The sequence below is a fragment of the Belliella aquatica genome (assembly GCF_014637795.1).
In the GTDB taxonomy this organism is placed as follows: domain Bacteria; phylum Bacteroidota; class Bacteroidia; order Cytophagales; family Cyclobacteriaceae; genus Belliella; species Belliella aquatica.
On sequence record NZ_BMFD01000001.1, the window covers coordinates 565981 to 590748 of the forward strand.

Annotated in this window: 22 protein-coding genes; 14 read left to right on the forward strand and 8 right to left on the reverse strand. The window is 37.9% G+C overall.

Going from position 1 to position 24768, the window contains the following annotated elements:
• Positions 1-50 precede the first annotated feature (50 nt).
• On the forward strand, positions 51-422 hold the full coding sequence (gene rplS, locus IEV57_RS02390; protein WP_188439236.1) for a 50S ribosomal protein L19: 372 nt from the start codon (positions 51-53) through the stop codon (positions 420-422).
• 81 nt (positions 423-503) lie between these two features.
• Here rplS and IEV57_RS02395 read toward each other — a convergent pair whose 3' ends face one another.
• Entirely contained in the window at positions 504-1400 is an 897-nt protein-coding gene (locus IEV57_RS02395; protein ID WP_188439238.1) for a M23 family metallopeptidase, read from the reverse strand.
• Positions 1401-1679: 279 nt separating this feature from the next.
• Here IEV57_RS02395 and gltX point away from each other — a divergent pair, with 279 nt between their 5' ends.
• The 5 genes from gltX (at position 1680) to IEV57_RS02420 (ending at position 5878) form a co-directional block, all read left to right on the forward strand.
• Positions 1680-3218, forward strand: a complete 1539-nt coding sequence (gene gltX, locus IEV57_RS02400) for a glutamate--tRNA ligase (protein ID WP_188439240.1) — start codon at positions 1680-1682, stop codon at positions 3216-3218.
• A gap of 56 nt (positions 3219-3274) precedes the next feature.
• Complete coding sequence (locus IEV57_RS02405; protein WP_188439242.1) at positions 3275-3478, forward strand: hypothetical protein; 204 nt, start codon at positions 3275-3277, stop codon at positions 3476-3478.
• 10 nt (positions 3479-3488) lie between these two features.
• A complete protein-coding gene (locus IEV57_RS02410; RefSeq protein ID WP_188439244.1) occupies positions 3489-4154 on the forward strand; it encodes a porin family protein in 666 nt (221 codons plus the stop codon).
• 61 nt (positions 4155-4215) lie between these two features.
• Positions 4216-4797, forward strand: a complete 582-nt coding sequence (locus tag IEV57_RS02415; RefSeq protein WP_188439246.1) for a NifU family protein — start codon at positions 4216-4218, stop codon at positions 4795-4797.
• Positions 4798-4801: 4 nt separating this feature from the next.
• On the forward strand, positions 4802-5878 hold the full coding sequence (locus tag IEV57_RS02420) for a DUF3810 domain-containing protein (RefSeq protein ID WP_188439248.1): 1077 nt from the start codon (positions 4802-4804) through the stop codon (positions 5876-5878).
• A gap of 1 nt (position 5879) precedes the next feature.
• Here the strand turns inward: IEV57_RS02420 and IEV57_RS02425 are convergent, their stop codons facing one another.
• Entirely contained in the window at positions 5880-6779 is a 900-nt protein-coding gene (locus tag IEV57_RS02425) for a DMT family transporter (RefSeq protein ID WP_188439250.1), read from the reverse strand.
• Between the two features lie 32 nt (positions 6780-6811).
• A complete protein-coding gene (gene dusB, locus IEV57_RS02430; RefSeq protein ID WP_188439266.1) occupies positions 6812-7804 on the reverse strand; it encodes a tRNA dihydrouridine synthase DusB in 993 nt (330 codons plus the stop codon).
• A gap of 38 nt (positions 7805-7842) precedes the next feature.
• On the opposite strand from dusB, the gene IEV57_RS02435 reads away from it, so the two are divergent.
• From IEV57_RS02435 to IEV57_RS02455, 5 genes are all read left to right on the forward strand, one after another.
• Positions 7843-8793 (forward strand): CPBP family intramembrane glutamic endopeptidase, encoded by a 951-nt coding sequence (locus tag IEV57_RS02435; RefSeq protein WP_188439268.1) that lies wholly within the window; start codon positions 7843-7845, stop codon positions 8791-8793.
• Positions 8777-8983, forward strand: coding sequence for a putative signal transducing protein (locus IEV57_RS02440; protein ID WP_188439270.1), 207 nt, complete (start codon positions 8777-8779; stop codon positions 8981-8983). The genes IEV57_RS02435 and IEV57_RS02440 overlap by 17 nt, the downstream gene beginning before the upstream one ends.
• Positions 8967-9824, forward strand: coding sequence for a phosphatidate cytidylyltransferase (locus tag IEV57_RS02445; protein WP_188439272.1), 858 nt, complete (start codon positions 8967-8969; stop codon positions 9822-9824). Before IEV57_RS02440 ends, IEV57_RS02445 begins: the two co-directional genes overlap by 17 nt.
• A 74-nt stretch (positions 9825-9898) precedes the next feature.
• Positions 9899-11176 carry a Glu/Leu/Phe/Val family dehydrogenase gene (locus IEV57_RS02450; protein WP_188439274.1) on the forward strand — a complete coding sequence of 426 codons (1278 nt, stop codon included), beginning with the start codon at positions 9899-9901 and terminating at the stop codon, positions 11174-11176.
• Between the two features lie 81 nt (positions 11177-11257).
• A complete protein-coding gene (locus IEV57_RS02455) occupies positions 11258-11917 on the forward strand; it encodes a phosphatidylserine decarboxylase family protein (RefSeq protein WP_188439276.1) in 660 nt (219 codons plus the stop codon).
• A 298-nt stretch (positions 11918-12215) separates the two neighbouring features.
• On the opposite strand, the gene IEV57_RS02460 is transcribed toward IEV57_RS02455, so the two are convergent.
• The 3 genes from IEV57_RS02460 to IEV57_RS02470 all read right to left on the reverse strand — a co-directional run bounded on the left by IEV57_RS02460 (position 12216) and on the right by IEV57_RS02470 (position 15573).
• The gene (locus IEV57_RS02460; RefSeq protein WP_188439278.1) at positions 12216-12689 is read right to left on the reverse strand and encodes a Clp protease ClpB; all 474 of its coding nucleotides are present in this window, start codon (positions 12687-12689) and stop codon (positions 12216-12218) included.
• 66 nt (positions 12690-12755) lie between these two features.
• Complete coding sequence (locus tag IEV57_RS02465; protein ID WP_188439280.1) at positions 12756-13133, reverse strand: hypothetical protein; 378 nt, start codon at positions 13131-13133, stop codon at positions 12756-12758.
• A 259-nt stretch (positions 13134-13392) separates the two neighbouring features.
• On the reverse strand, positions 13393-15573 hold the full coding sequence (locus tag IEV57_RS02470) for a S9 family peptidase (RefSeq protein WP_188439282.1): 2181 nt from the start codon (positions 15571-15573) through the stop codon (positions 13393-13395).
• A gap of 361 nt (positions 15574-15934) precedes the next feature.
• Here IEV57_RS02470 and IEV57_RS02475 point away from each other — a divergent pair, with 361 nt between their 5' ends.
• The 3 genes from IEV57_RS02475 to IEV57_RS02485 all read left to right on the forward strand — a co-directional run bounded on the left by IEV57_RS02475 (position 15935) and on the right by IEV57_RS02485 (position 21700).
• Positions 15935-19069 carry a SusC/RagA family TonB-linked outer membrane protein gene (locus IEV57_RS02475; RefSeq protein ID WP_188439284.1) on the forward strand — a complete coding sequence of 1045 codons (3135 nt, stop codon included), beginning with the start codon at positions 15935-15937 and terminating at the stop codon, positions 19067-19069.
• Positions 19070-19081: 12 nt separating this feature from the next.
• The gene (locus IEV57_RS02480) at positions 19082-20572 is read left to right on the forward strand and encodes a RagB/SusD family nutrient uptake outer membrane protein (RefSeq protein ID WP_188439286.1); all 1491 of its coding nucleotides are present in this window, start codon (positions 19082-19084) and stop codon (positions 20570-20572) included.
• Positions 20573-20713: 141 nt separating this feature from the next.
• A complete protein-coding gene (locus tag IEV57_RS02485) occupies positions 20714-21700 on the forward strand; it encodes a D-alanine--D-alanine ligase (RefSeq protein ID WP_188439288.1) in 987 nt (328 codons plus the stop codon).
• Between the two features lie 159 nt (positions 21701-21859).
• On the opposite strand, the gene IEV57_RS02490 is transcribed toward IEV57_RS02485, so the two are convergent.
• Together IEV57_RS02490 and IEV57_RS02495 are read right to left on the reverse strand one after the other, a co-directional pair.
• Complete coding sequence (locus IEV57_RS02490) at positions 21860-22324, reverse strand: RidA family protein (protein WP_188439290.1); 465 nt, start codon at positions 22322-22324, stop codon at positions 21860-21862.
• A gap of 97 nt (positions 22325-22421) precedes the next feature.
• The gene (locus tag IEV57_RS02495; RefSeq protein ID WP_188439292.1) at positions 22422-24749 is read right to left on the reverse strand and encodes a T9SS type A sorting domain-containing protein; all 2328 of its coding nucleotides are present in this window, start codon (positions 24747-24749) and stop codon (positions 22422-22424) included.
• Positions 24750-24768 lie beyond the last annotated feature (19 nt).

Below are 24768 nucleotides of genomic sequence, written 5' to 3' on the forward strand. Positions count from 1 at the left end.
AGACGGCTGCACCGAGGTGTAGTTGCTACAAGCACATAAAATATACAGCTATGAGCGAATTAATTAAATTTGTAGAAGCGGAATACAAAGAGCTAAGAGCTTCTTTCCCTTCTTTCAAGGCAGGTGATACCATCAATGTTCACGTAAAGATCAAAGAAGGTAACAAAGAGCGTGTTCAGCAGTTTCAAGGTACTGTAATCCAAAGAAAAAATGTAAATACTAATGGTGAAACTTTCACTGTAAGAAAAATTTCTAATGGAATCGGAGTAGAAAGAATCTTCCCAATCCTTTCACCATCAATCGAGAAAATCGAATTGTTAAGAGAAGGTAGAGTAAGAAGAGCAAGATTGTTCTACTTGAGAGGACGTCAAGGTAAAGCTGCCAAGATCAGAGAAAAGATCAGAACAAGAAAAGACGCATAAGCAATCTTGTTTATCAAAAACAAAAAAGGAAATCCATTCGGGTTTCCTTTTTTGTTTTTATTCTGCAGCTAACTTCAACAGCTACTTAAGCATATACTTTTTCTTTTCTTTTTTAGTCATTTCTAGCAATATGATTTCTTCAGGATGTTCAACCAATATTTCTATTCTGTCTTTGACTTGAATTGGTACACCATCTGTCCCTCTTATTGACACTTCAGTGTAGGAGCGAGTTATTAAGTCATCTGTTTTGACCAATTTACTTTGGACCATTCGTACATGTGGACCAGTTCTGTAGTTTTCGCCTGCTGATTCCGCAAGAGCATCACCTGGAAATACTGTGTCCCCAACTTTTACCTTTGCACTTCCTGGCTTGAGGACCATGATTCTGCTAAACACCCCATCTTCATGGTAGATTTCAATATAATTGTCTAGTGAATTGTAATGCACACTATTTCCTTTGATCTCTTCATCTATTTTTATTTCTGAAACAATACCTTTTCTAGGAGCACAAATGGTCGTAGGTTCGTCAAAGGTGAAAGACAACCCTACATAGCTGTCATTCACTTGCTCGTTTCGAAGTGTGTTTTCAATATGGGTCATGGGTGTTGATTTGATTTTCTCCCCTGATTTTACTGGAGGGAGATAGATAAAATCCTCTATAGGTTGAGCTTTTACATCTCCTCCTCTATAGGTGTAAGTATAGTTTAAATTAGTGGAGGCTTGTGTTGGGTTTTCTTTTTTGAGTCTTGCTATTTGGGATCTTCCAGGTGATACAACTTTGATTGTTGTCATTCCTCCATTTGGCACTAAGTTTTGGAGGTTTTGATATTTGATTGTTACTGTGTATGGAATAGGAGTTGTATTATCCGCATAAATCAAGACATTTCCATCACTGTCTCTTTCCGACTTCAAAGTTACTTGTGCGATTCCTTGAATGGTGATTAAAAATAAAGCTGAAACTAATAATCGTATTTTCATATAAACTTTTGTTGAATCTCATTTGATTAGATAAAAATCATTTCCAAATAAAGAGAAATTATAATTAAAAATAAAGTTTAAAATTAAAAATTGATACATTTTTGGGATAATTGAGTGGGTCATTTCAATTGATCAATCGCATGAAACTGTCTTTTTTCCCTTTATCCTTTGGAAAAAAATAAGGTTTGACTCTATGATTTCCTTATCTTTGTAGATTGATATTTAGAGTATTTTCAATTGAAGACACTAAATTTTCAACAAATCAGAAAATCACATCAAATGAATAGAGAAGTACGCGTAAGATTTGCACCCTCTCCTACAGGAGCTTTACATATTGGCGGAGTAAGAACAGCCCTTTACAATTACCTTTTTGCCAAGAAAATGGGGGGTAAGTTTCTTTTGAGAATTGAAGATACAGACCAAACTAGGTTTGTTCCCGGAGCAGAAGAATATATTCAGAAATCTTTGGAATGGTTGGGTATTTCTCCTGAGGAGAGTCCGTGGAATCCTGGCGATTGTGGTCCTTATAGACAATCAGAGCGTAAGCCAATGTACACGCAGTATGCGATGGATTTGGTAGAAAAAGGACATGCATACTACGCATTTGATACTTCGGAAGACTTGGATGCGATGCGGGAAAGACTGACCGCGGCAAGAGTGGTCTCTCCACAGTATAATTCGATCACTAGAACACAGATGAAAAACTCCCTTACGCTTCCGGAAGATGAAGTGAAAGAGAGATTGGCCTCTGGCGATCCTTATGTGATTCGTATCAAAATCCCTAGAAAAGAAGAGGTGAGACTGAATGATATGATCCGTGGTTGGGTAATGGTTCATTCCAATACTTTGGATGATAAAGTGCTGATGAAGTCTGATGGAATGCCTACTTATCACTTGGCAAACATCGTGGATGATCATTTGATGGGCATCACGCACGTGATTCGTGGAGAAGAATGGTTGCCATCTGCACCACTCCATGTGTTGCTTTACAAATATTTTGGCTGGGAAGATACCATGCCTCAATTTGCACATTTACCGCTTTTGTTGAAGCCTGATGGGAATGGTAAATTATCCAAAAGAGATGCTGACAAACATGGTTTCCCAATTTTCCCAATGGATTGGACAGATCCTAACACAGGTGACAAGGCTAGTGGCTTCAAAGAAGGTGGTTACCTTCCTGATGCTTTCTTAAACTTCCTAGCATTCCTAGGTTGGAATCCAGGTGACCACAGAGAGATTTTCTCTTTGGATGAGCTGGTTGAGGCTTTTTCTATTGAAAGAATCGGCAAGTCAGGAACAAAATTTGACATCAATAAGGCCAAATGGTACAATGAACAATACCTCAGAAATAAGTCTGACGAAGAATTGGCAACTTTCCTTATCGCAGATGTTGAAAAAGAAGGATTGACTGTAGGAATGGATAAAGCTGCGCAAATTGTGGCGATCATGAAAGAGCGGGCTACATTCCCTTCTGATCTTTGGAATGAAGGTAAATTTATGCTGATTGCTCCGAATACTTTTGATGAAAACATAGCTTCCAAAAAGTGGAATTCGGATGTCGTTACCGTTTTGAATGCCTATAAGGAAAAACTGGTAAATGACGGAGAAGAATTTACAATGGAGAAAGCTAAATCATTATTGGAAGTGGCTGCTGAAGAAAATGAAATTAAAATTGGAAAAGTGATGCAGGCGGTTCGTTTAGCAGTGACGGGAGTAGGAGCAGGACCAGATTTGATGGCTGTTTTCACGATCATTGGCAAGGAAGAATTAGCTAAAAGAATAACTTTTGCGTTAGAAATGTTACAAGTTCAAGATTAATTAGAATTCTGAAAGTGGTTTTGAAAAAGCCACTTTCATTTTAAATACTAAATAGGATGGCAAAGAAATCAAAAAAAGAAGAAAGCCCTAAAGTCCACAAAGACCTTGAAGGATTCCATATGAATATTGATTCATTTGGGGAGATTTCTAGCAGTTTTCCGATTGATAAACTCAATGAGTTTTTGAACAACAATGTGGAAGATAAGAAATTGAAGGACAGAGAAGATATCGCTGATATCAAAAAGGGTAAAAAGAAATAGAAAGGTGAAAATGCAAAAGACTTTCACCCTGTTTTTACTTTTATTTTTGGGCATGCTAAGTGAAGGCTTACTCGCACAGACAAGTATTGGTTTCCGTGGTGGTTACTCTTCTTCGAATTACAGCTATAGATTCAGGCCAGGATCTCCTGTCACGCGGACAGGTGGCATTGCTGCGCCAACTTACAGTTTTGTAATTGAGCAATTTTTATCAAAAAATGCAGGTGCTCAGATAGAAATCCAGTATGTGCAGTTGGGTTATACCCAAAGAGATACTCTGGATCGAACCAATCAGACAACTTTTGATTTTATTAAAGTCCCCTTTATGTCAAACTTTTATTTTGGCAACAAAGGGAGGTTTCATATTAAATTGGGAACCCATTTCGGATATATGCTCAATGCAGCTGACCCGATTCGGGAATATGAAACCCCAGGAGTATTGCCTACTTATGGAGGAATAGAGGATAGTCCACGAAGATTTCTTTATGGTCTCTCTGCAGGTGCGGGACTATCCAAGCTTTTCGGGAAAAGTACTTTGGCAGGAGAAGTTCGATTCTCATATGATTTCAACCGTCCTGAAACTCAAGAGCGGATTTTTGATATGACTTCGACCAATTTGGAATTCACGCTGAGTTACTTGTTTCAAATCATCAAACCCAAGTGGCAAAATAAGCCATAGCGGGAACTAAATAGCCTGACAGCTGTTATCCAATCATACTTCAAAATCAACAATCAAGATTATGTTACAAGCGCAGAAAAGACCGACTACGATTTATATGGAAGCCAATCCAAACCCAAATTCATTGAAGTTTGTCGTGAATTTTATGTTGGCAGATGAAGGGGTTAGTTTTGATTATCCAAATCAAGAAAGCACTCAGAATTCACCTTTAGCACATGAATTATTTAATTTTGCAGCTGTAGACCGCGTATTTGTCGCTTCAAATTTTGTGACGGTGACGAAAAAAGAGGAGGTGGAATGGCTCGAACTTCAGGATATTGTCAGAAATCACATCAAGTCTTATTTAGAATCAGGCAAGCCTGCTGTAAATGCGGAATTTGATAAAGATCCACTTTTTGACGAAAATGATTCTGAGGTGGTGAAGAAGATCAAAGGAATTTTAGATGAATATATCCGTCCTGCTGTCGAGCAAGATGGTGGAGCTATAGTTTTCCATAGTTTTGAAGATGGTATCGTGAAAGTGTTACTTCAAGGCAGTTGCTCAGGATGTCCATCAAGTACTGTTACACTTAAAGCTGGAATTCAAAACTTATTGACACGTATGCTTCCTGAGGTAAAGGAAGTACAAGCTCAAGGCGTCTAAACGCATGTTTCGAGGAAATTGGACTTGGACAATCTTAGGCCTGATCAGTATTCTGATCAGGCATTTTGCGCTTAAGTCCCCTGAGAAAACGGAAGAACTTTATGCTAGGAAATTTTTTCCGGGAGTAAGAAATGTCATAGATCTGACGCTTTCTAAGCTTCCTTTTGCAACCGTTTATATTTTCATTGCTTCTGTTTTTCTCTTTATTGGGATCTTTTTTTACTATTTCTTCAAAAAAGAAGGATGGAAAAATAAGCTTGGATATTCTATAAGATCACTCTTTAACTACCTAGGTGCATTGATTTTCTTTTTTTTGGTTTTATGGGGTTATAACTATCAGAGAATACCTGTCTTCGAGCAAATAGGTATGAAACCTACTGCTTTAATTGAGGAGCAGTTGATTACTGAAATCGAACTTACTCGAAATATTCTGAATCAATTGAGATCAAATATCCATGAAGATACGACGGCCATCGAGTCCATCATGGACTACAATGAATTAGAAAAACTGGTAAGAGCAAATATGCGAGAGCACTTGTATCTACTTGGTATGAATTTCACAGGAGAACCACGAACCAAGCAGTTTTATCCCGCTGGATTCATGAGGAAAATGGGAATTTTAGGAATTTACTTCCCTTTTACTGGAGAAAGTTATATCGATCCAACATTGCATCCATTGGAAAAACCTTTTACGATTGCCCACGAAATGGCGCACAGCTATGGAGTAACAGATGAAGGAGAGGCGAATTTCATTGCATGGGTAATTGGCTCAAATAGTGACGATGCGCTTTTGCAATACTCAGCACAGCTCAAACTTCTTCGGTACCAAATGAACGATTTGTACAGGATGTCTAAGGAACTTTACACACATTTTTACAGAACAATTCCTGTCGGGGTAAGAAATGATTTGGTTTCTATCAGTAAAAATGCGGCGCTTTACAAACCTTTCAATTTGGAATTGAGTAGGAAATCGAATGATATCTTTCTAAAAACTCAAGGAGTGAAGGCCGGAGTTATGAGTTATCAGCAACTGCCCATGCTTGCTTATGCTTGGAGAAAAAGATTGAAATCAGGTGATTAATTTACCTTCTATTCCCAACCCACACACCAAAAATTACAGCGATTATGCCAATGTAATGGCCTAAGAGTAAAACTTCCCCATCAAATAGTCCCCAAACAATTGCAACAATTGGGATGAGATAAGTGACCGAACTTGCGAAAACAGGAGTAGCTACTTTGACCATGATATTGAATAGAATTAGTGCCAATGCAGTGCCGACAACACCTAAAATGGTAATGTAGCCAGCTGCTTCCATGGCGCCCTCTACATGGATCAGTTTGAATGAAAAGTCTGTAAATGCGAATAAGTAAATCAATCCAAGCGGCAATACCATCAAAAGTGAAATGGCAGTAATTGCTATCGGCTTGAGTTCAACAAATCTGTATTTGATGATATTCAAGTTCACACCATAACAAGCACAAGCAAGGAGTACAAAAAACGCATATGAATTGATGTCCGAAAATGTACCAAAACCGCTTCCTTCCTTAACAATAAGTAGCAACACCACCCCAATAAATGCGATGAATAAACCTATGGTATTTCTTCGTGTAATTCTCGCGTTGAAAAACAAAGCACCAATTATCACAACAAAAAGAGGTGTCATGGCATTGAACACACCTGTGAGGGAGCTACTGAGTTGAGTTTGTGCTTTGGCAAATAGAAAAGCTGGGATAAAACTCCCTACAAACCCGACGATGATCAAGTTTTTAACTTGTCTTTTATTGAGGGTTTTGAGTCTTGGAAGAGAAAGTGGCAAAAGTATCATACCAGCAGCTACAATCCTGAAGGCACCTACTTCGCCCGGGGAGAATATTTCTAAACCACGCTTGATTAGGATGAATGAACTTCCCCAAATCAAAGCAAGTAAAAACAAAAAGCCCCAAGCCTTTAAGGCTCCTTCGGCTTGTATATCTCGGGACATAAGTGATTATAGAGGTTTATTGGAACTGGAAATCATTGAAATTGATAATCGGCATAAACCTCAGCAACTTGATCTAGGATAGTTGCTACATGTTCATAAGTTTCCGCTGTTACCATCTCTGTTCGGAACGGTTTAAAATTCGGCATTCCTCTGAAATAATTGGTGTAATGTCTGCGCATTTCTAAGATACCTTGCTTTTCACCCTTCCACTGAACAGAAAAATCCAGGTGTTTTTTTGCCACATTGATTCTTTCTTCTAGCCCTGGAGCAGCTAGCATTTCACCGGTTGCCAAGAAATGCTTGATTTCATTGAAAATCCAAGGGTAACCGATTGATGCTCTTCCGATCATCATGCCATCCACATTGTATTTTTCTTTGTATTCTTTTGCTTTTTGCGGCGAGTCTATATCTCCATTGCCGAAGACTGGAATGTGCAACCTTGGATTAGCTTTCACCAAATTTAAATAAGACCAGTCTGCTTCACCTTTGTACATTTGTTGTCTAGTACGAGCATGGATGCTGATGGCTTGAATGCCGACATCCTGAAGACGCTCGGCTACTTCTACGATTCTGATCGTGTCTTGTGACCAGCCAAGTCGGGTTTTTACGGTTACTGGAATATTGACAGCTTTCACAATCTCCGCTGTCATGGAGACCATTTTATCGATATCGAGAAGAATGCCTGCGCCAGCACCTTTACAGGCGACTTTGTTCACGGGGCAGCCATAATTGATATCTAAAATATCTGGTCCTGCTTCTGCTGCAATAGCTGCAGCTTCACGCATAGACTCAATATCACTTCCGAAAATTTGTATACCTATTGGTTTTTCATAATCAAAAATATCTAACTTCTGAATACTTTTTGCTGCATCACGAATCAGCCCATCTGAGCTGATGAACTCCGTGTACATCAAATCCGCCCCATTCTCCTTACATACTGCTCTGAAAGGCGGATCACTCACATCTTCCATTGGAGCCAAAAGCAAGGGAAAATCCCCTAATTCTAAGTTTCCTATCTTTACCACTTCTGAAATCTATTTAATCTTGTAAATTTACGGCAATTATGGAGATTTATAAAACCCAAGCCTCGATTGCCCGCAAAGGTAATTGGTTATTGTCATTAATTATTATCCTGCTCGTCACTTTCGGTGTAATGGCTGTTCTTCAAGGCCTTGCCCTTGTTCTTGTTCCACCCTTGTTTGAGATTCCTTTAGATGAATTTATGGCCACCTTGAGTGGACAAGGTAGCAATCCTAATGCACGGATGGCTTTACTTTTTGTCCAAGGTCTCGGTGCAGGTCTTGGTTTTTTTGTAGCTGCTTTATTAGTAGCCAAATTAATTGACAAGGCTGACTTGAGATGGAAACAGCAAGTGAATAGGTTTAGGTTCAGTTCTTTTATGGTGATGATTATGGTTTTGCTTGGAGGGATGATTTTCAACACCCTTCTGATCGATTGGAATGCCAATGTTCAATTCCCTGATTTTTTGTCTTCCTTGGAGGAGAAAATGAGAGCGATGGAGGATTCAGCCATGGTCTTAACAAAATACATCACTGATTTTGATTCCTTTGCAGAGTTTCTGATGGGGATCTTGGTGATTGGAGTTTTTGCAGGCTTGGGAGAGGAGTTATTATTTCGTGGAGTCCTTCAGCCTAAGCTTCATCTTTATACAGGGAATGCCCATGTAGGGGTATGGTTGACAGCTTTTATTTTTTCAGCGATTCACTTTCAGTTTTTTGGATTCTTTCCAAGAGTGCTTTTGGGAGCGGTATTTGGATATTTATATCTATATTCAGGAAGTTTAATATATCCTATTATTGCTCATGTTCTCAACAATACCGTGACGGTAATCTTGGTTTATATGAATAAATTGGGTAAAGTTGAATTCAATATCGAAGAAACAGATGAAGTATCAATACCGTTAGCATTGCTTGGCCTTTTGATATTGTTAATAGGATTAAGGATTTTCAAAGAGAAGAATAAAACTCAAATTAAAAATGGAGAATTGGATTAAGATATTTGAAGACGCGTCACCTGTAAGAGCAGAAATTGTGAAAGGAGTCTTAGAGTCCCACGGCATCGGAGCAGTGATTCTTGACAGAAAAGAGTCTGCTTACAAAATCCATGGTTACTGCGAGGTGATGGTGCAGAAAGAGAATTCTTCAATAGCGACAAAAATAATCGAAGATGAGGTCACCTTTTAAGCTCAGATCAAGATTTAATATCAATAATTACAGTAATCTCGGACAAAGGGTAATCACAGGACTTATCGGAGCATCTGCGATCGTAGCTGGGGCCTATTACAGTGAATGGCTTTATTTCATCATTTTTGGTTCGATACTTATATTTTCTCAAATGGAGTTTTACAAGCTTTCGGGCTTGGATGGTATGCTTCCTCTGAAGAGCTTTGGGACTTTCCTTGGTGTGGCTATTTTTACGCTGACATTTCTGATTGAGTTGAAGCATCTTGAGGATAAATATTATTTTCTCATTTTCCCTTTGGTCTCTTTAGTTTTCTTTATCAAGCTCTATCGAAAATCTGATAAAAAACCCTTCACAGGTGTAGCATATACTTTTCTTGGGATTTTTTATGTAGCTGTTCCATTTTCGCTGCTCAACCTAGCAGCTTTCTCAGTAGATGGTACATTTCATTACGAAATTATCATAGGTTCTTTGGTGATACTTTGGGCATCCGATTCGGGGGCATATTTTGCAGGTACCAAATTCGGGAAGACCAAACTATTCGAAAGGGTATCTCCTAAGAAGTCTTGGGAAGGTTTTCTTGGTGGAGCGCTTTTAGCATTTACTGTAGCGTATATTTTGAGTAAATATTTTACTTCACTCGAAGAATGGCAGTGGTTTTGTATCAGTTCAATCATCATCATTGCTGGAACTTATGGGGACTTGATTGAGTCACTTTTTAAGCGAAGTATTGAGATCAAAGATTCAGGAAAAATACTTCCTGGACATGGAGGATTTATGGATCGTTTTGACGGATTGCTATTATCGGCACCATTTATAGCAGCATTTTTGAAAATCTTTTAAAAATGCCTATATCATATTGAAAATACTCGTTAATATTGTATTATAATTCAAAGCTCAACTAAAGAAACCCAAATATGGCTTACATTGAACCGGCCCCAATTAAGGATGCAGAAAATCCTTTGGAGTCAATGATGGAAAGGTTTAACCTTGCAGCTGAAAAACTAGGACTCTCAGAAGAAGTTTACAACGTCCTGAAAAACCCCGCAAAACAAGTTATCGTCTCACTTCCAATTACCATGGATAATGGAAAAATCCAGGTTTTCGAAGGAATTCGTGTGATCCATTCCAATATTCTTGGCCCTGCCAAAGGAGGAATTAGATTTGCACCAGATGTACACTTAGATGAGGTGAAAGCCCTCGCAGCATGGATGACATGGAAATGTGCGGTAGTTGACATCCCTTATGGTGGTGGTAAAGGTGGAGTAAAGTGCAATCCTAGAGAAATGTCAAAAGGTGAGATCGAAAGATTGATGAGAGCTTACACGCTCGCAATGATTGATGTATTCGGTCCAGATAAAGATATTCCTGCTCCGGACATGGGTACAGGACCTAGAGAAATGGCATGGCTGATGGATGAATATTCTAAAGCGCATGGAATGACTGTAAATGCGGTTGTTACTGGGAAGCCGCTTGTATTGGGTGGATCTCTTGGAAGAACAGAGGCGACAGGTAGAGGCGTAATGGTTTCTGCTTTGGCAGCAATGCAGAAATTAAAAATCAATCCATTCCAAGCGACTTGTGCAGTACAAGGATTTGGAAATGTTGGTTCATGGGCTTCTATTCTTTTGGAAGAAAGAGGCTTGAAGATTGTGGCAATCTCTGATATTTCAGGAGCGTACCACAATGAAAACGGGATCAATATTCAAGAAGCGATTGCTTATAGAGATGGAAATAATGGTACTTTAGAAGGTTTCAAAGGAGCAGAAAAAATGGCAGATGCTATGGAGCTTTTAGAACTTGAAGTCGACGTTTTGGTGCCAGCAGCGGTAGAAGATGTGATTACGATTCACAATGTGGATAGAATCAAAGCTAAGCTAATTGTAGAAGGTGCAAATGGACCTACTTCGGCCAAAGCAGATGCAATCATCAATGAAAAAGGAATTATGGCTGTTCCAGATATACTTGCAAACGCAGGAGGTGTAACAGTTTCCTATTTCGAATGGGTACAGAATAGATTAGGTTACAAGTGGACTGCAGAAAGAGTCAATCGAAGATCTGATAGGATCATGAAGGATGCATTTGACCATGTATATGAAGCCTCTATCAAATATGATGTTCCTATGAGAATAGCCGCATATATCGTCGCAATTGATAAAGTAGCAAAAACTTATACCTACAGAGGGGGCTTCTAAGAGCTTCAAAAGAAAGTTTGTTATATTTGAGGTGTGGAAGTCAAACTTTCACACCTTTTTACATTAGAAAAATATATAATTATGTCGATACATCGTGAGGGAAGATCCCTGTTATTTTGGTTGCTCTTGATACTTTCCGCGGGCAATTATGCTCTATATTATTATTTCCCTAGTCAAGAGCTACTATTAAACTTGGTTTTACTTATAAGTGTAGTATTTTACTTGATTGTTTTACAGTTTTTCAGAAATCCATTTGTGCCAATCAGGCAGGATGATGGGATGATTTATGCACCAGCTGACGGTAAGGTTGTTGTGATTGAAGAAACTGTAGAGGATGAATATTTGAAGGAAAAAAGAAAGCAAATTTCCATTTTTATGTCTCCCTTTAATGTCCATGTCAATCGCTCTCCTATGGCGGGAGTTGTGGAATATTTCAAATATCATCCAGGAAAATATCTTGTAGCTTGGCATCCAAAATCCAGCTTCGAAAATGAAAGAACCACCATGGTGATCAAAGGAACAGATGGAACGAAAGTTCTTGTAAGACAGATTGCTGGAGCTTTAGCAAGAAGAATCAAGTGGTATGTATCAGAAAGCACCCCGCTTCAGCAATGTGGCGAATTCGGATTTATCAAGTTTGGCTCAAGAGTTGATGTTTTCTTGCCACTAGATGCAGAAGTATTGGTCAATATGGATCAAAAAACAAAAGGAGGAAAAACGCCTATAGCAAGGTTGAAATAGAGCAAATATTTTCCGCAATGACATCAGTATACAATTTTATCATAAATAATCTTGCGGATAAAATTGTCAACTAGGCGCACAAGTGTCAACTGCTAACGGTCCACAGCCGTCCGTCCACAGTAGCTGGAGAGAAAATCAATACTGCATTATTTTGAGCAGCTACCGATAATAAATCTGTACCCAAAACAGCTAATCAAAAAATATACAAATTAAAAACAAAGGTTTCAAAGAGGGCATTACAGTTCTTTTTGAAACCTTTGTTTTCGTTGTGATTAAATATTTATTGTTCTTGGCAAGACTAGTTGATGAATTTTCCTTTGACTTTTTTCCAATACAGATAACCAAAGGTTAGTGTGGAGAGGAAGAAAATAAGTGTTGTCCATTCGTAAGACCTTTTATCAGATTTCTTTTCTACGATTTCGGAATCTTTTTCTAGTAAAGCTCTTTTCAAAGTTGCGATTTCTCTTTCCTGCTTTTGTGAGATGAATTTGTAATCATTCTTTTCGTAGGTAATTTCAGTCTTTTCAATATCACTGAGCATCCGCAATTCCTCCATAATCTGATTGTCTTTTTGTATGATTCTTTCCATCCAATTGTTGGTTTCGATCATGTCTTTTTTTGTCCTATTGCCAAAAATGCCAGATTTTTTGCTCTCCGCATTTTGCCATTGTTGATGTAAAGCTTGTCTGTCTTGCAACATTTTATCAAGCTTGGCTTGAGCAAAAAGATTGAAAGGGAGGGATAATAAGATTATAAGTATTAATTTTTTCATGAGTATAAAATTCTTCTATACCCCAAAATCAAATAATGTGCCGATCACAACACTATCATAATTTACTTAACGCATCTTCATCTTTTTACCAGCACGTCTTTTGAATGTACCGGCTCTTCTCTTGTTGTTTGTATAAAAATTGTAGAGGAAATTGACTGCAAAAACCGCAATTGTCAAAGGTATAAAAAAACCGGGAGCCATAGATTTTATCCCCAAAAGAATAAATAGGGATGCGATTGACCCCATCTTAAATGAAGTATGACTTTCAGGATAGATTTTATTAACCAAATACAAGCTCAGAATTTCAATAAATGCTACTGCAATTATCAAATAAGTAAGCATCTGCTTCATGGTCGTATCACCAGACCAAACGACCCAAGCTAAGCCAGCTGCAACAAGAATTAAACTTAAGGACTGAATAGAAGTATTTAATCTTTCTCTCATAGTGGGGTGTTTTGGGTTTGAATAAAAAAGATAGGTATTAAATCCTTTAAATGCAATTTGACTTATTGAATAAAAAAGGTATGGCTTTGAATGAATATGTCAATCAAAGCCATACCATCATTTAGAAATATCTATTTTCCACTGGAAGCGACTTAAAGTAATGTATAATATTTATTTGTAGCTTCTGTGGGCGATTTTCCGCATGATTATAAGTGAAATATTCAAATACTGGTATTATAGCGGATAATCATTTTCATTTTTATAATTTATTCTTGATAAAATCAGTCATCATGTTGTACAAGTGCCAACTTGTGTTGCCTCCTGAAATACCATGATTTCTGTTGGGATAATAAAAGGAGTCAAACTGTTTGTCTGCTTTAATCAATGCATCCACCAAATCAACCGCATTTTGGAAATGCACATTGTCATCACCTGTTCCGTGGATCAACAGTAAGTTGCCCTTCAGTTTATTCACATGCGTTATAGGGCTATTGTCGTCGTAACCCGCAGCATTGAGTTGTGGTGTTTGTAAATATCGTTCTGTGTAGATGGTGTCATAGTATCTCCAAGTAGTCACAGGAGCTACTGCAATAGCAGATTTGAAAACATCATTTCCGATCATCAAGGCAAGCGAAGACATGTAGCCCCCATAAGACCAGCCCCAAATTCCAATTCTTCCCTTGTCAACATAAGGCAATGTTCCCAGGTGTTTTGCTCCCGCAATTTGATCCTCTACTTCGATTTTACCCAAATTGGCGTAAGTGCTATGTTTGAAATCTCTACCTCTTGCTCCTGTGCCTCTGTTGTCTACACAAACTACAATGTAGCCTTCAGCAGCAAGGTGATGATGCCAGAAATCACGCGTTCCTCCCCAAGAATTGGTTACGTTTTGAGAGCCAGGCCCTCCATATACGTACATCAATACAGGATATTTTTTTGTAGGGTCAAAATCAGCAGGCTTAATCATGTATGCATTCAAAGAGGTGCCTTCTACAGTTTTGAAATCGAAAAATTCCTTCTCTGAGATGGCAAAGTTTTTCAATTTATCCTTCAACTCCTGATTATCTTCTAATACTTGCAGTTGCTTTCCTGAAGCGTGGTTTAAAGTGACTTTTGATGGAGAGTTTGCATCGCTGTGATAACCGATATAATATTTGAAATCCTTGCTCATGTTGACTGAATGAGTACCTTTTTCAGGGGTAAGAATTTTTTTACCTTTTCCATCCATGTTAATGACATACAGGTTTCTTTCCAATGGTGAAGCTTCAGTGGAAATGAAATAGATTTTCTTTCCTTTTTCATCTACACCTACCATGCTGCTTACTTCCCACTTCCCAGAAGTCACCTGACGGATCAACTTCCCACTTTCTTCATGGTGATAGATATGTTTGAAACCATCTTGCTCAGAAGTTCTAATGAACCCTTTGTTGTCCTTTAAGAAATAAAGGTTATCGTTATAATTCAAATCCACGTAGGTGTCAGATTTCTCCTGTAAGACTAATTTACTATCTCCAGTAGCAGTATTTGCATAAAGTAAGTCAAGCTGGTTTTGTAGCCTGTTCAATCTCAAATAGGCTAGTGTATTAGAATTACTTGTCCAATAAATCCTTGGCAAATAAATGTCTTTTTCTTCTCCTGAATTAACATTTATCGTTTTTTGTGAAGCTAAATCATAAACATGGATACTTACTTCTGCATTTTTCTCTCCAGCCTTAGGATATTTGAATTTGTAATCCTGAGGATAAAGTTCCCCCCAAGTTTGCATGTTGAATTCTGGGACATCATTTTCATCGAATCGGATAAATGCTAATTTTTTTCCGTCAGGTGACCAATCAAAGGCCTTTGCCATTGAGAACTCTTCTTCATAAACCCAATCAGCAGAACCATTTATGATGTGATTCCATTTTCCATCTTGCGTCACTTGAGTTATTTTGTTACTTGCTAACTCTACGAAAAACAGGTTGTTGTCTTTCACATAAGCCACTTTGTCGTTGTCTGGAGAAAGACTTGCATACATAATTTTCGCTCCATCGATCAAGAGTTGTGCTTCTCCAGTCGCGAGGTCGACAAGGTGATAGATACTTTTACTAGATCTTCTGTATATTCTTTCAGTAGAAGAGGCGATCAGTGCTTTTGTTTCGTCAGAATTAAAACTGTAGGATGAGAAGTTCACTCCAATTTTAGCACCATCGATTAGTGTTTGTTCAACCTTGCCTGTGGCTACATTGATTTTCACCACGGATGAGCCATTGGCTCCACGAACGAGGGAACTGTAATATTGCCCATCATTCATCCAATTGATCCCGTATACTGATTTTGCTGAGAAAGTATTGGATTTAAAAACATCCTCTAGGCTAATCTTTTTTTTGTCCTGAGCGAATGCGCCGATACTGAAGAGCATGACTAAAGCAGTACTCAAAATTCTATTCAATAGATACATATTATTTTTATGAGTTTATTTTCTAAGTGCTAAATTAGAGAAAAGCCAGACTTAATTGCTAACCTCTGATCAAATTGAGTTTAGAGATATATAAATAAAGTCTTGCAGAACTATTAAGGTTATGTAAAAAACATTTTCTGATTGTACCTGAATAGTCTAATTATTTAGTGCTTATAAACCTGATTTAGTTTAAACCAAAATTTAAGCTTTTTACACCATTAAAATAAAAAACGAGCAAATTTCCACCTATTGAAGTTAATAATTGTGAAATTTTTGAATTAGCTCTCTTATATTTAAGGTCTAGTATAGAATTGATCGAGTGGTCAATTTCTAATTAAATTAAATTAATCCCACAAAATTTATGAGAAAAGGTCTACTAAGTTTCGTCTTAGTGCTCTTCACTATCTCAATGGCATGGTCGCAAACGCGAATTGTGACAGGTAAGGTAATTTCAGAGGAGGAGCCAGCAGGATTGCCAGGTGTAAACGTTGTACTCAAAGGCACAACAACTGGTGTAATTACAGATTTAGATGGAGAGTTTTCCATCGCGGTACAAGGTGATAATGCAACCCTTGTTTTTAGTTTTATTGGTTATACTACATATCAAGAGGTAGTAGGTAACAGATCAGTTTTAAATGTTACTTTAAATCCAGATACTCAAAATTTGGAGGAAGTAATCATTACAGCTTACGGTACAGCCGATAAGGGAAACTTTACAGGATCTGCTGTAGCCTTGAAATCTGATCAAATAGCTAACAGACCAATCAACAACGTAGTTAACGCGATTGAAGGCCAAGTTGCAGGGGTAATTACAACTTCAGCAAACGGTCAACCAGGTTCTACTCCCGCGGTGAGAATTAGAGGTGTTGGTTCAGTTAACGCTTCATCTTCGCCACTTTACGTAGTCGATGGTGTTCCTTTTGACGGAAACCTATCAAATTTGAACCCAGAAGATATTGCGGATATGACAGTATTGAAAGATGCCTCTTCTGCTGCACTTTATGGATCAAGAGCTGCCAATGGTGTAATTATGATTACAACCAAAAAAGGAACTAAAGGAAAATCAAATTTCAGTTTCAAAGGTCAGCAAGGTACATCTTCAAGAGCTTTGCCTGAGTATGACAGAGTAAATGCAGATCAGTATTATCCTCTTCAGTGGGAAGCTTTGAGAAACTCTCAACTTGGTCAGGGTATCGAACCAGGTCCAGCTGCACAAACAGCTTCAAATCAACTTATTGACGTTTTAGGTTATAACATTTACAATATCCCAAATAATCAAGTTGTAGGAGTTGATGGTCAGTTGAATCCAAATGCAGTAAATAATTTCCAAGGCCTTAACTGGTGGGATGAAATTGAGCGTACAGGCATTAGAAGTGAGTATAACATGACCTATTCAGGAGCTTCTGATAGAACTGATTTTTATACTTCTATCAATTATTTGAAAGAAGATGGTTATATCCAAAAATCAGATTTTGAACGTTTCACAGGTCGAATCAATATCAATACACAAGCCACAGATTGGTTGAAAACTGGCATCAATTTGTCAGCAACGATGAGTGATGGTAACAATGCTCGTGCTGATGGAGGTTCTTCTTTTGTAAATCCTTTCTTCACAGCAAGATCGGTAGGACCTATTTACCCGGTATATGCACAAAATATGCAAACAGGAGGATTTATACTTGATCCAGACGGGAATAGAATATTTGATACAGGTGATTTGTCTCAATTTGGTTTACCAACTAGAGGTGCTGGGTCATTCCCAGGAAGACATGTCGTTCAAGAGACGCTTTTGAATGATGACTTATTCGATAGAGATGCTGTATCAACAAGATTCTTTGTTGAGGCTTCTTTCTTGAAAAATTTCACTTTTAGAGTAAACGCGTCAAATGACTTTACTTCCCTTTTGAGTATTGGATATGACAACACGATCGTTGGTGATGGTGCACCTGCTGGTAGATCAAGAAGAAACAACAGCAGAACGAACTCTTACACAATCAATCAACTTTTGACTTACACAAATACATTCAATAACAAGCATTTTGTTGAAGTATTGGCAGGTCATGAGAATTATGATTACACCTTTGCAGTGCAGACTATTTCTAAGCAAGATCAAATTCTTGCGGGTAATACTGAATTGGATAATTTTGTAACTATCAGTAGCGCAAACGGTAGAGTAGATAGAGATCGTATCGAGTCTTATTTCTCTAGAGTGAATTATGTATATGATGATAAATATTCATTCTCAGCTTCATTAAGAGCAGATGGTTCTTCTAGATTCGCTCCTGAATCAAGATGGGGTACTTTCTTCTCTGTAGGTGGTGCTTGGAATATAGATAAAGAAGCATTTTTCAGTTCTAATTTCTTCCAAATGTTGAAATTGAGAGCTTCTTATGGTGAAGTTGGTAACAACAACGTAGGAGGATTCTATCCGTGGCAAGCACTTTATGACTTAGGTTTCAATAACGCTACTGAACCAGGCATTAGACAAGCTTCTCTTTCAGCAAGACAATTAGAGTGGGAAACTAATGCCACTTATGACATTGGAGTTGATTTTGCTTTTGGTAGAAGATTCTCAGGTACATTGGAATTCTTCAATAGAGAATCTCAAAACTTGTTGTTCTCAGTTCCTTTGTCTTTGACAACTGGTTTATCAAGTGTATTCCAAAATATTGGTACAATGGCTAACCAAGGATTTGAATTCAACATCCAAGGTGAAGTGATGAGAAGAGGTGATTTCTCTTGGAATGCAAACTTCAATGCTTCTTCTTACAGAAATGAGTTCAAAGAACTTCCTTTCGAAGAGCAAATCACAGGCACAAAGAAACTTGTAGTAGGTAGAGGTATTTATGACTTCTGGTTGAGAGATTGGTATGGTGTGGATCCAGAAACAGGTGAAGGTCTTTACAGAGCAGATGTTTATGATGCTGATGATGAAAACATAAAAATCATAGGCACTGATACCTTGACTACCAGATTCCAAAATGCTAGATTCCACTTCAATGGAAACGCTATACCAAAGTTATTTGGTGGTATAGGAAATACTTTCAGATACAAAGCATTCTCTCTAAATGTACTTTTGAGTTATTCTCTTGGAGGTAAAATCTATGATGGTGCTTATGCAAGTTTGATGAGTGCTGATCCTAATGGAAGAGCTTCACATGTTGACTTATTGAACAGATGGCAGCAGCCTGGAGACATTACAGATGTTCCTAAGATGGATGTAACTGGTTCTGCACAAACAGATGTGGCATCGGACAGGTGGTTAGTGTCTTCATCTTATCTCAACTTGCGTTCGGTGAATTTATCCTACAATGTGCCTAAGCCATTGCTGAATAAATTAAAAATGAAATCAGCTACAGTATATTTAGCTGGAGAAAACCTTGGATGGTGGTCAGCTAGAAAAGGTATGTATGTTTCTGGTTCATTTGCGGGGACGACTGGCAATGTTTATACGCCAGCTAGGACCTTTACTTTAGGTGTAAACTTGAACCTTTAATAGATAAAGATCATGAAAAAAATTATAAATAAAATATTCATTTTGGTTGCATTCCTAAGTTTTGGATGCGCTGAAGATTATTTGGATACTCTACCAACTGATGCGGTATCAGAGGGCTTAGTATTCACGACTACACAGAATGCAAGAACAGCCTTGAATGGTATCCACAGAATTATGTTTATTCGTTGGGATAGCCAAGGTCAACCTGGAGAAGGTGGCGTTATGATAGCAAGAGACGTATTGGGTGATGATTTGGTAATGACCACTCAAGGTAATGGTTGGTTTGTATCCTATTCAAGGTGGTTGAATCACGTCAATGAGAATGGTGGAGATGTTCGTTTTGTATGGAGATTCTACTATGCGATCATCGGTAATGCAAATATGATTATCGCAAATATTGACAATGCTGAAGGTCCTCAGTCAGATAAGGACGAGATCAAAGGACAGGCTTTAGCTTATAGAGCTTGGGCTCATTGGAATTTGGTTCAGTTGTTTGGTCAGCGCTTTGAAGTAGGTGGTGCTAACACACAATTAGGTGTTCCTATTGTATTAGAACCAATCACAGAGGGAGGCCCAAGAAATACTGTTGCAGAAGTATATGCTCAAGTAAATACGGATATTGATGCCGCTATTGCTTTGTTAGAAACTAACAGAACAGCTAAGTCACATATTAATATCAATGTAGCAAGGGGTATTAAAGCTCGGGTAGCAATGACTCAAGGTATCTATCCACTTGCAGCACAGCAGGCGAGATTGGCAAGAGAAGGCTATCCATTGATGTCTCAGACGCAGATATTAGAGGGATTCAATAATCTTGATAATCCTGAGTGGATTTGGGGAAGTAGACAGCAAGATGATCAGCAGACTTTCTTTGCTTCTTTCTTCGCCTATTTGTCAGTAAACTTCAGTTCTACTAACATTAGAAGTAATCCGAAAGCAATTAACAGTTTACTTTATGATCAGATTTCAGATACTGATTCTAGAAAGAGGCTATGGGATCCAAATGCGGCCAATGCTACTTTAAGAGACCCTTTTATTGATGAGGTTACTCTTTCAAATTTCTCTAAAAGAAATTATATGAATAGAAAGTTTGTAGCTCAAGCAAATGCTTCTTCTGTTGGAGACGTTCCATACATGAGAGCTGCAGAGATGTATCTGATTGAAGCAGAAGCTTTAGCAAGAGATGGTCAAGTCGGTGCTGCACAAGATGTGTTGTTCGAATTTGCTTCGGCTAGAGATAGTGAATACACCAAATCAACAAATATTGGTCAAGCACTTATCGATGAAATCATGATTCAAAGAAGAGTTGAACTTTGGGGAGAAGGATTTAGATTCTATGACTTGAAGCGTTTGAACTTGCCATTGGACAGAACAGGTGCAAATCACGTGTCGACGGTAATCAATGGTAAATTTGAAGAGCCAGCAGGTACAAATAATTGGCAGTTCAAGATTCCTATTTCGGAATTGAATGCGAATGAATTTATAGTTCAAAATCCTGATTAAGGTTTTGATAATTCGGGTAAATGCCTGAAAAAATATTAATTAGGCCAGTTCAAATTTATTTTGAGCTGGCCTTTTTTATTTTCTTTGAGTCTTTTTCTATCTTCCTTAAAATTTCAAACAATCCGCACTAATTTTACATCTATGAAGAAAAGAATTGCCTTAGTTACCGGAGGTTTTACAGGGGAATCTGTCATTTCACTTAAAAGTGCGGCTGTAGTAGAAAAACACTTGGACGTGGAAAGATATGATGTTTTCAAAATTTTAATCTACCCTGGAAGTTGGTATCATGAAACCAAATCAGGAGAAAAAATCAAAGTTGATTTGAATGACTTTTCGATATTTTTAGATAATCAAAAAATCACTTTTGATGGTGTTTTTAATATCCTTCATGGTTCTCCTGGTGAAGATGGGAAGTTGGCTGGCTATTTTGATATGCTAAAGATTCCATACACTACATGCGATGCAATGACCTCAGCAATTACCATGAATAAAGGCTACACAAAAGCGATCGTTCATGATATTCCCGAATTGTTTGTTGCCCGATCTTTTCATCTATTTAAAAACACGGAAGAAAAAAGGAAAGAGATTCTTCGTGATTTAAGACTTCCTTTATTCGTGAAACCTAATAATGGAGGGAGTAGCATTGGAATGACTAAAGTCAAAGAGCCTTGCGAATTGGAAGAAGCATTGGTCAAAGCTTTTGCGGAGGATGACCAAGTTTTGGTTGAGGAATTTGTATCAGGAAGAGAATTTTCTATTGGAATTTTCCATGCTAAAGGAAAAACAACCGTATTGCCGGCCACAGAAATAGTGAGTAGCAAGGAATTTTTTGATTTTGAGGCGAAGTATTCTCCTGGAGTAGCAGAAGAAATCACTCCAGGAAGGATGAGTGAGGAGGAAGTGGTAAGAGTAAAAAGGATTTGTGAAAAAATTTACTTGAAATTGAATTGTAAAGGTGCTGTAAGGGTAGATTATTTTCTGGAAAATGAAACGGGAAAATTCTATTTCATTGAGATCAATACAGTTCCTGGACAAACAGAAACCAGCTTAATTTCTCAGCAAGTCAGAGCCATCGGAATGGAAGCCAAAGATTTTTACACTGATTTGATAGAGGAGATGTTTGATTAAAGATTGGAAGAAATTATCCGTTACGCCCCAGGCGCACAGGATTGAAAGATTAAAAAATTTTGAAGTTGAAAGACCTGTCAGGTTTTAAAAATCTGACAGGTCTATTTTTATGGAATAACTTTTTTGCCCAATTAACCTTTTACTCAATTAACTAATCCCCTATATTAATTCAAACATTGCCTCTATCTCCACAGGGATGTTGTCAGGAAGGGAATTGAAACCGACGGCACTTCTTACACCAATACCATTATCAGGCCCCCACACAGCAGCAAAAAGCTCGCTGCAGCCATTGATGATATAGGGGTGTTTTTCAAAATCCGGGGTACAATTGACCATACCAAGAACTTTGATCACTCTTTTAACTCTGTTGAGGGAACCAAGATTGGCTTTGATAGTGGCTAACATGGCGAGGCCAACTTGTTTAGCAGCCATTTTGCCAGTTAAAATATCCATATCATCACCAACCTTTCCAATAATCAAGCTTCCATCTTCATTGAAGGAGCCATGTCCGGATAGATAAAGGTGTTTACCGTCAATTAAAAAAGGTCTGTAGACTCCAATTGGTTTGGGTGGAGGCGGTAAAATTAGGCCTAAGGCTTCAAAGTTTGCTTCTGGGTTTTGCATGAATCCGAATTATTTAAGATGAATCGTTAATGTAATGAAACGAAAAGATATAAAAAAACGCTGAAGCCTAAAGTAATATCTTTGATTAAGTCTTAAATCACTTCCTTATAAGCTTGATAGTGTGGCGATGTGCTCTATCATGAATTATAAAAATATAGATTCCACGATTTAGTGTTGAGCTGTCAAAAGAATCTTTGAAGACTGGTAGTGAATCAGAAAAACGGATGACTCCATTCATGTCAACGATTTGTATCATTGTCTCTTCTTGGTTGTAATGTGAAGGCAGAATCAAATGCAGTGGTTCCGATCCAATTGGATTTGGATAAAGTTTTGGTGATTCTAACTCTTTCCAAGCTCCTTCTAATCGAAAAACCTTGCTAAAAGTTTTTGTTCCGTCCACATCTGTTTGCTTAATTCTGAAATAAGTGTTTTTGATTGGTTCCTTAGATTCAAATTCATAACTGTAAGTATTTATTGATTCATTTTTTGTGTTGCTAGCAATTTTTGCGATTACTTGGAAATTATCTAACGTCTCGATAGCTTTTTCAATTTCAAAAAATTGATTGTCTTTTTCTTCGGCCGTGGTCCAGGTTACTTTGATTTTTCCTTGGCTCCATATTGCTTTTTGTTCTAAATAAGTTACTGGAAGGATGGAAAGGTATCTGTAACTTCCGATGGTAAAAGTTTGATTATTGAGCTCGTCAAATAGCAAATCTCTTCTTGCCCATAAAGTGTCTGCATCCACACCAGGGACATGTGTGCCAGGAGCAGCAAGACCATTTCTGACTATCCTGAGGTCATCAACTGCATCTACAATTAAATTTTCTGCTGCTAATTCCATCCTAATTGGATCTGTTCCGGAAGACAACCCACTTAACTCGAAATATGAATTCAATTGATACAAAATTGGTGTTCCGTCTGTATCATTATAATCGGGGTTATCATTTGATCCAGGGATTTCAATGTATCTTATGTTCAAATTCCCTCCTGGAGAATTTCCAGTAAGGCGCATGCGCCTTACTCCACCTTGATAGGCGTCTTCAAATGGAAAATTGGAATTGCTTCCATTTAGTGTAGTTGGAATATTTTGGTAGTTGAAATTCTGAATGTTTCTCCATGTTCCACCTGTATAAATGTATTCTCCAATTCCAGCTGTATTTACATCAAGATCAAAACCATTGAAATCGATCTGACCAGAGTTCATAAAGAAGTTTCCTTTACTGGCTATATCATTGAAAGCCATGATTCTTCCTGATGGTTTATCAACTTCAATCTGAGAAACATCGATATCCCAATTGACAATTTGTTGCTCTCCGGTCCCTTGAAAACTCAAGAAAGTAGGACCATCACTCGGCTCAGGACCTGTCAATCTTCCAATATCTCCGGTTAAGAAAATAGAGTCAGGCAATACTTTCAACGCTGCATTTTCGAAAAGGAGATTATGGTAATGTTTTGGATTTCCTGAATTGGCAAAGGTTGTTTGAATCAGATTTTGGCTTCCTGCATTTGATCGGTAATAGACATTTCCTTCGAACCGAAACTCTGCCACATCCATTTGAGGACTATTTCCAAGCAAAATAAAATTTGCTCCAAGCTTAAGATGGAATATTGCGCCGGGAATGGTATTCGTTCTTCTGATGATTTGTTCCTGCGGAGGTCCTATACATTCAGAAATCAATGTGGCTCCAGGTTCTATGATAAAATCGCCATAAGGACCAGTTCCATTGAAGGCTGCTTGTATGTTGTAAGAAAAGGTGGAGCATGCTGGAACACCAGTTGTATTTAAAGTTTGCCTTACTGTTCCAGATTCAATTATAAAAGCATTTGCTTTGAAAGCAGAATTTACCGTCAGGGTTTGCCCTGCATTCGGCCTAAAAATAATCCGATATCTGCTGTTACTATTATTAGCACTCCAAGAAGCTCGGTCTACAACAATTCTAGAATTTCCTACAAACACAATACTTCCAGTCTCAGGATAAATCCAGTCCGTCGTTGCGTTTGTTACGGTGTTAATTTCAAATTCACCCGATTCTAATCTCAGCCCTCTAAGTGCACCACTAACTCTAAGCTCAAAGGTTTGCAAATTCAATTTTCTTCCAGGAGTTGCAGCACTATATAAATAAACATTTTTTGCTTCTTCATTTGCTAGAAGTCTGACTTCGTGACCCTGCTGAAGGAATATATTGTTTGCATCGTTTGGTTTTACAGTAGCAGCCTGCCAAGTGGTACCATTCCATACTTCCCAAATCGCTGGGTTGTCAAAATCTCCTGTTGCAATGGTTCGGTAATCTCCATTTTCTAAGATGATCTGAGAGAAAGATGAAAGGACAAAAAAAAGATAAACCAAAAAAAACAAGATAATCCTGTAAATTCGTAGCCAATTACGAACTGCTTCACATTGATATATATAAATCCAAAAAGTCATAGGTATAAAAAATTGACCA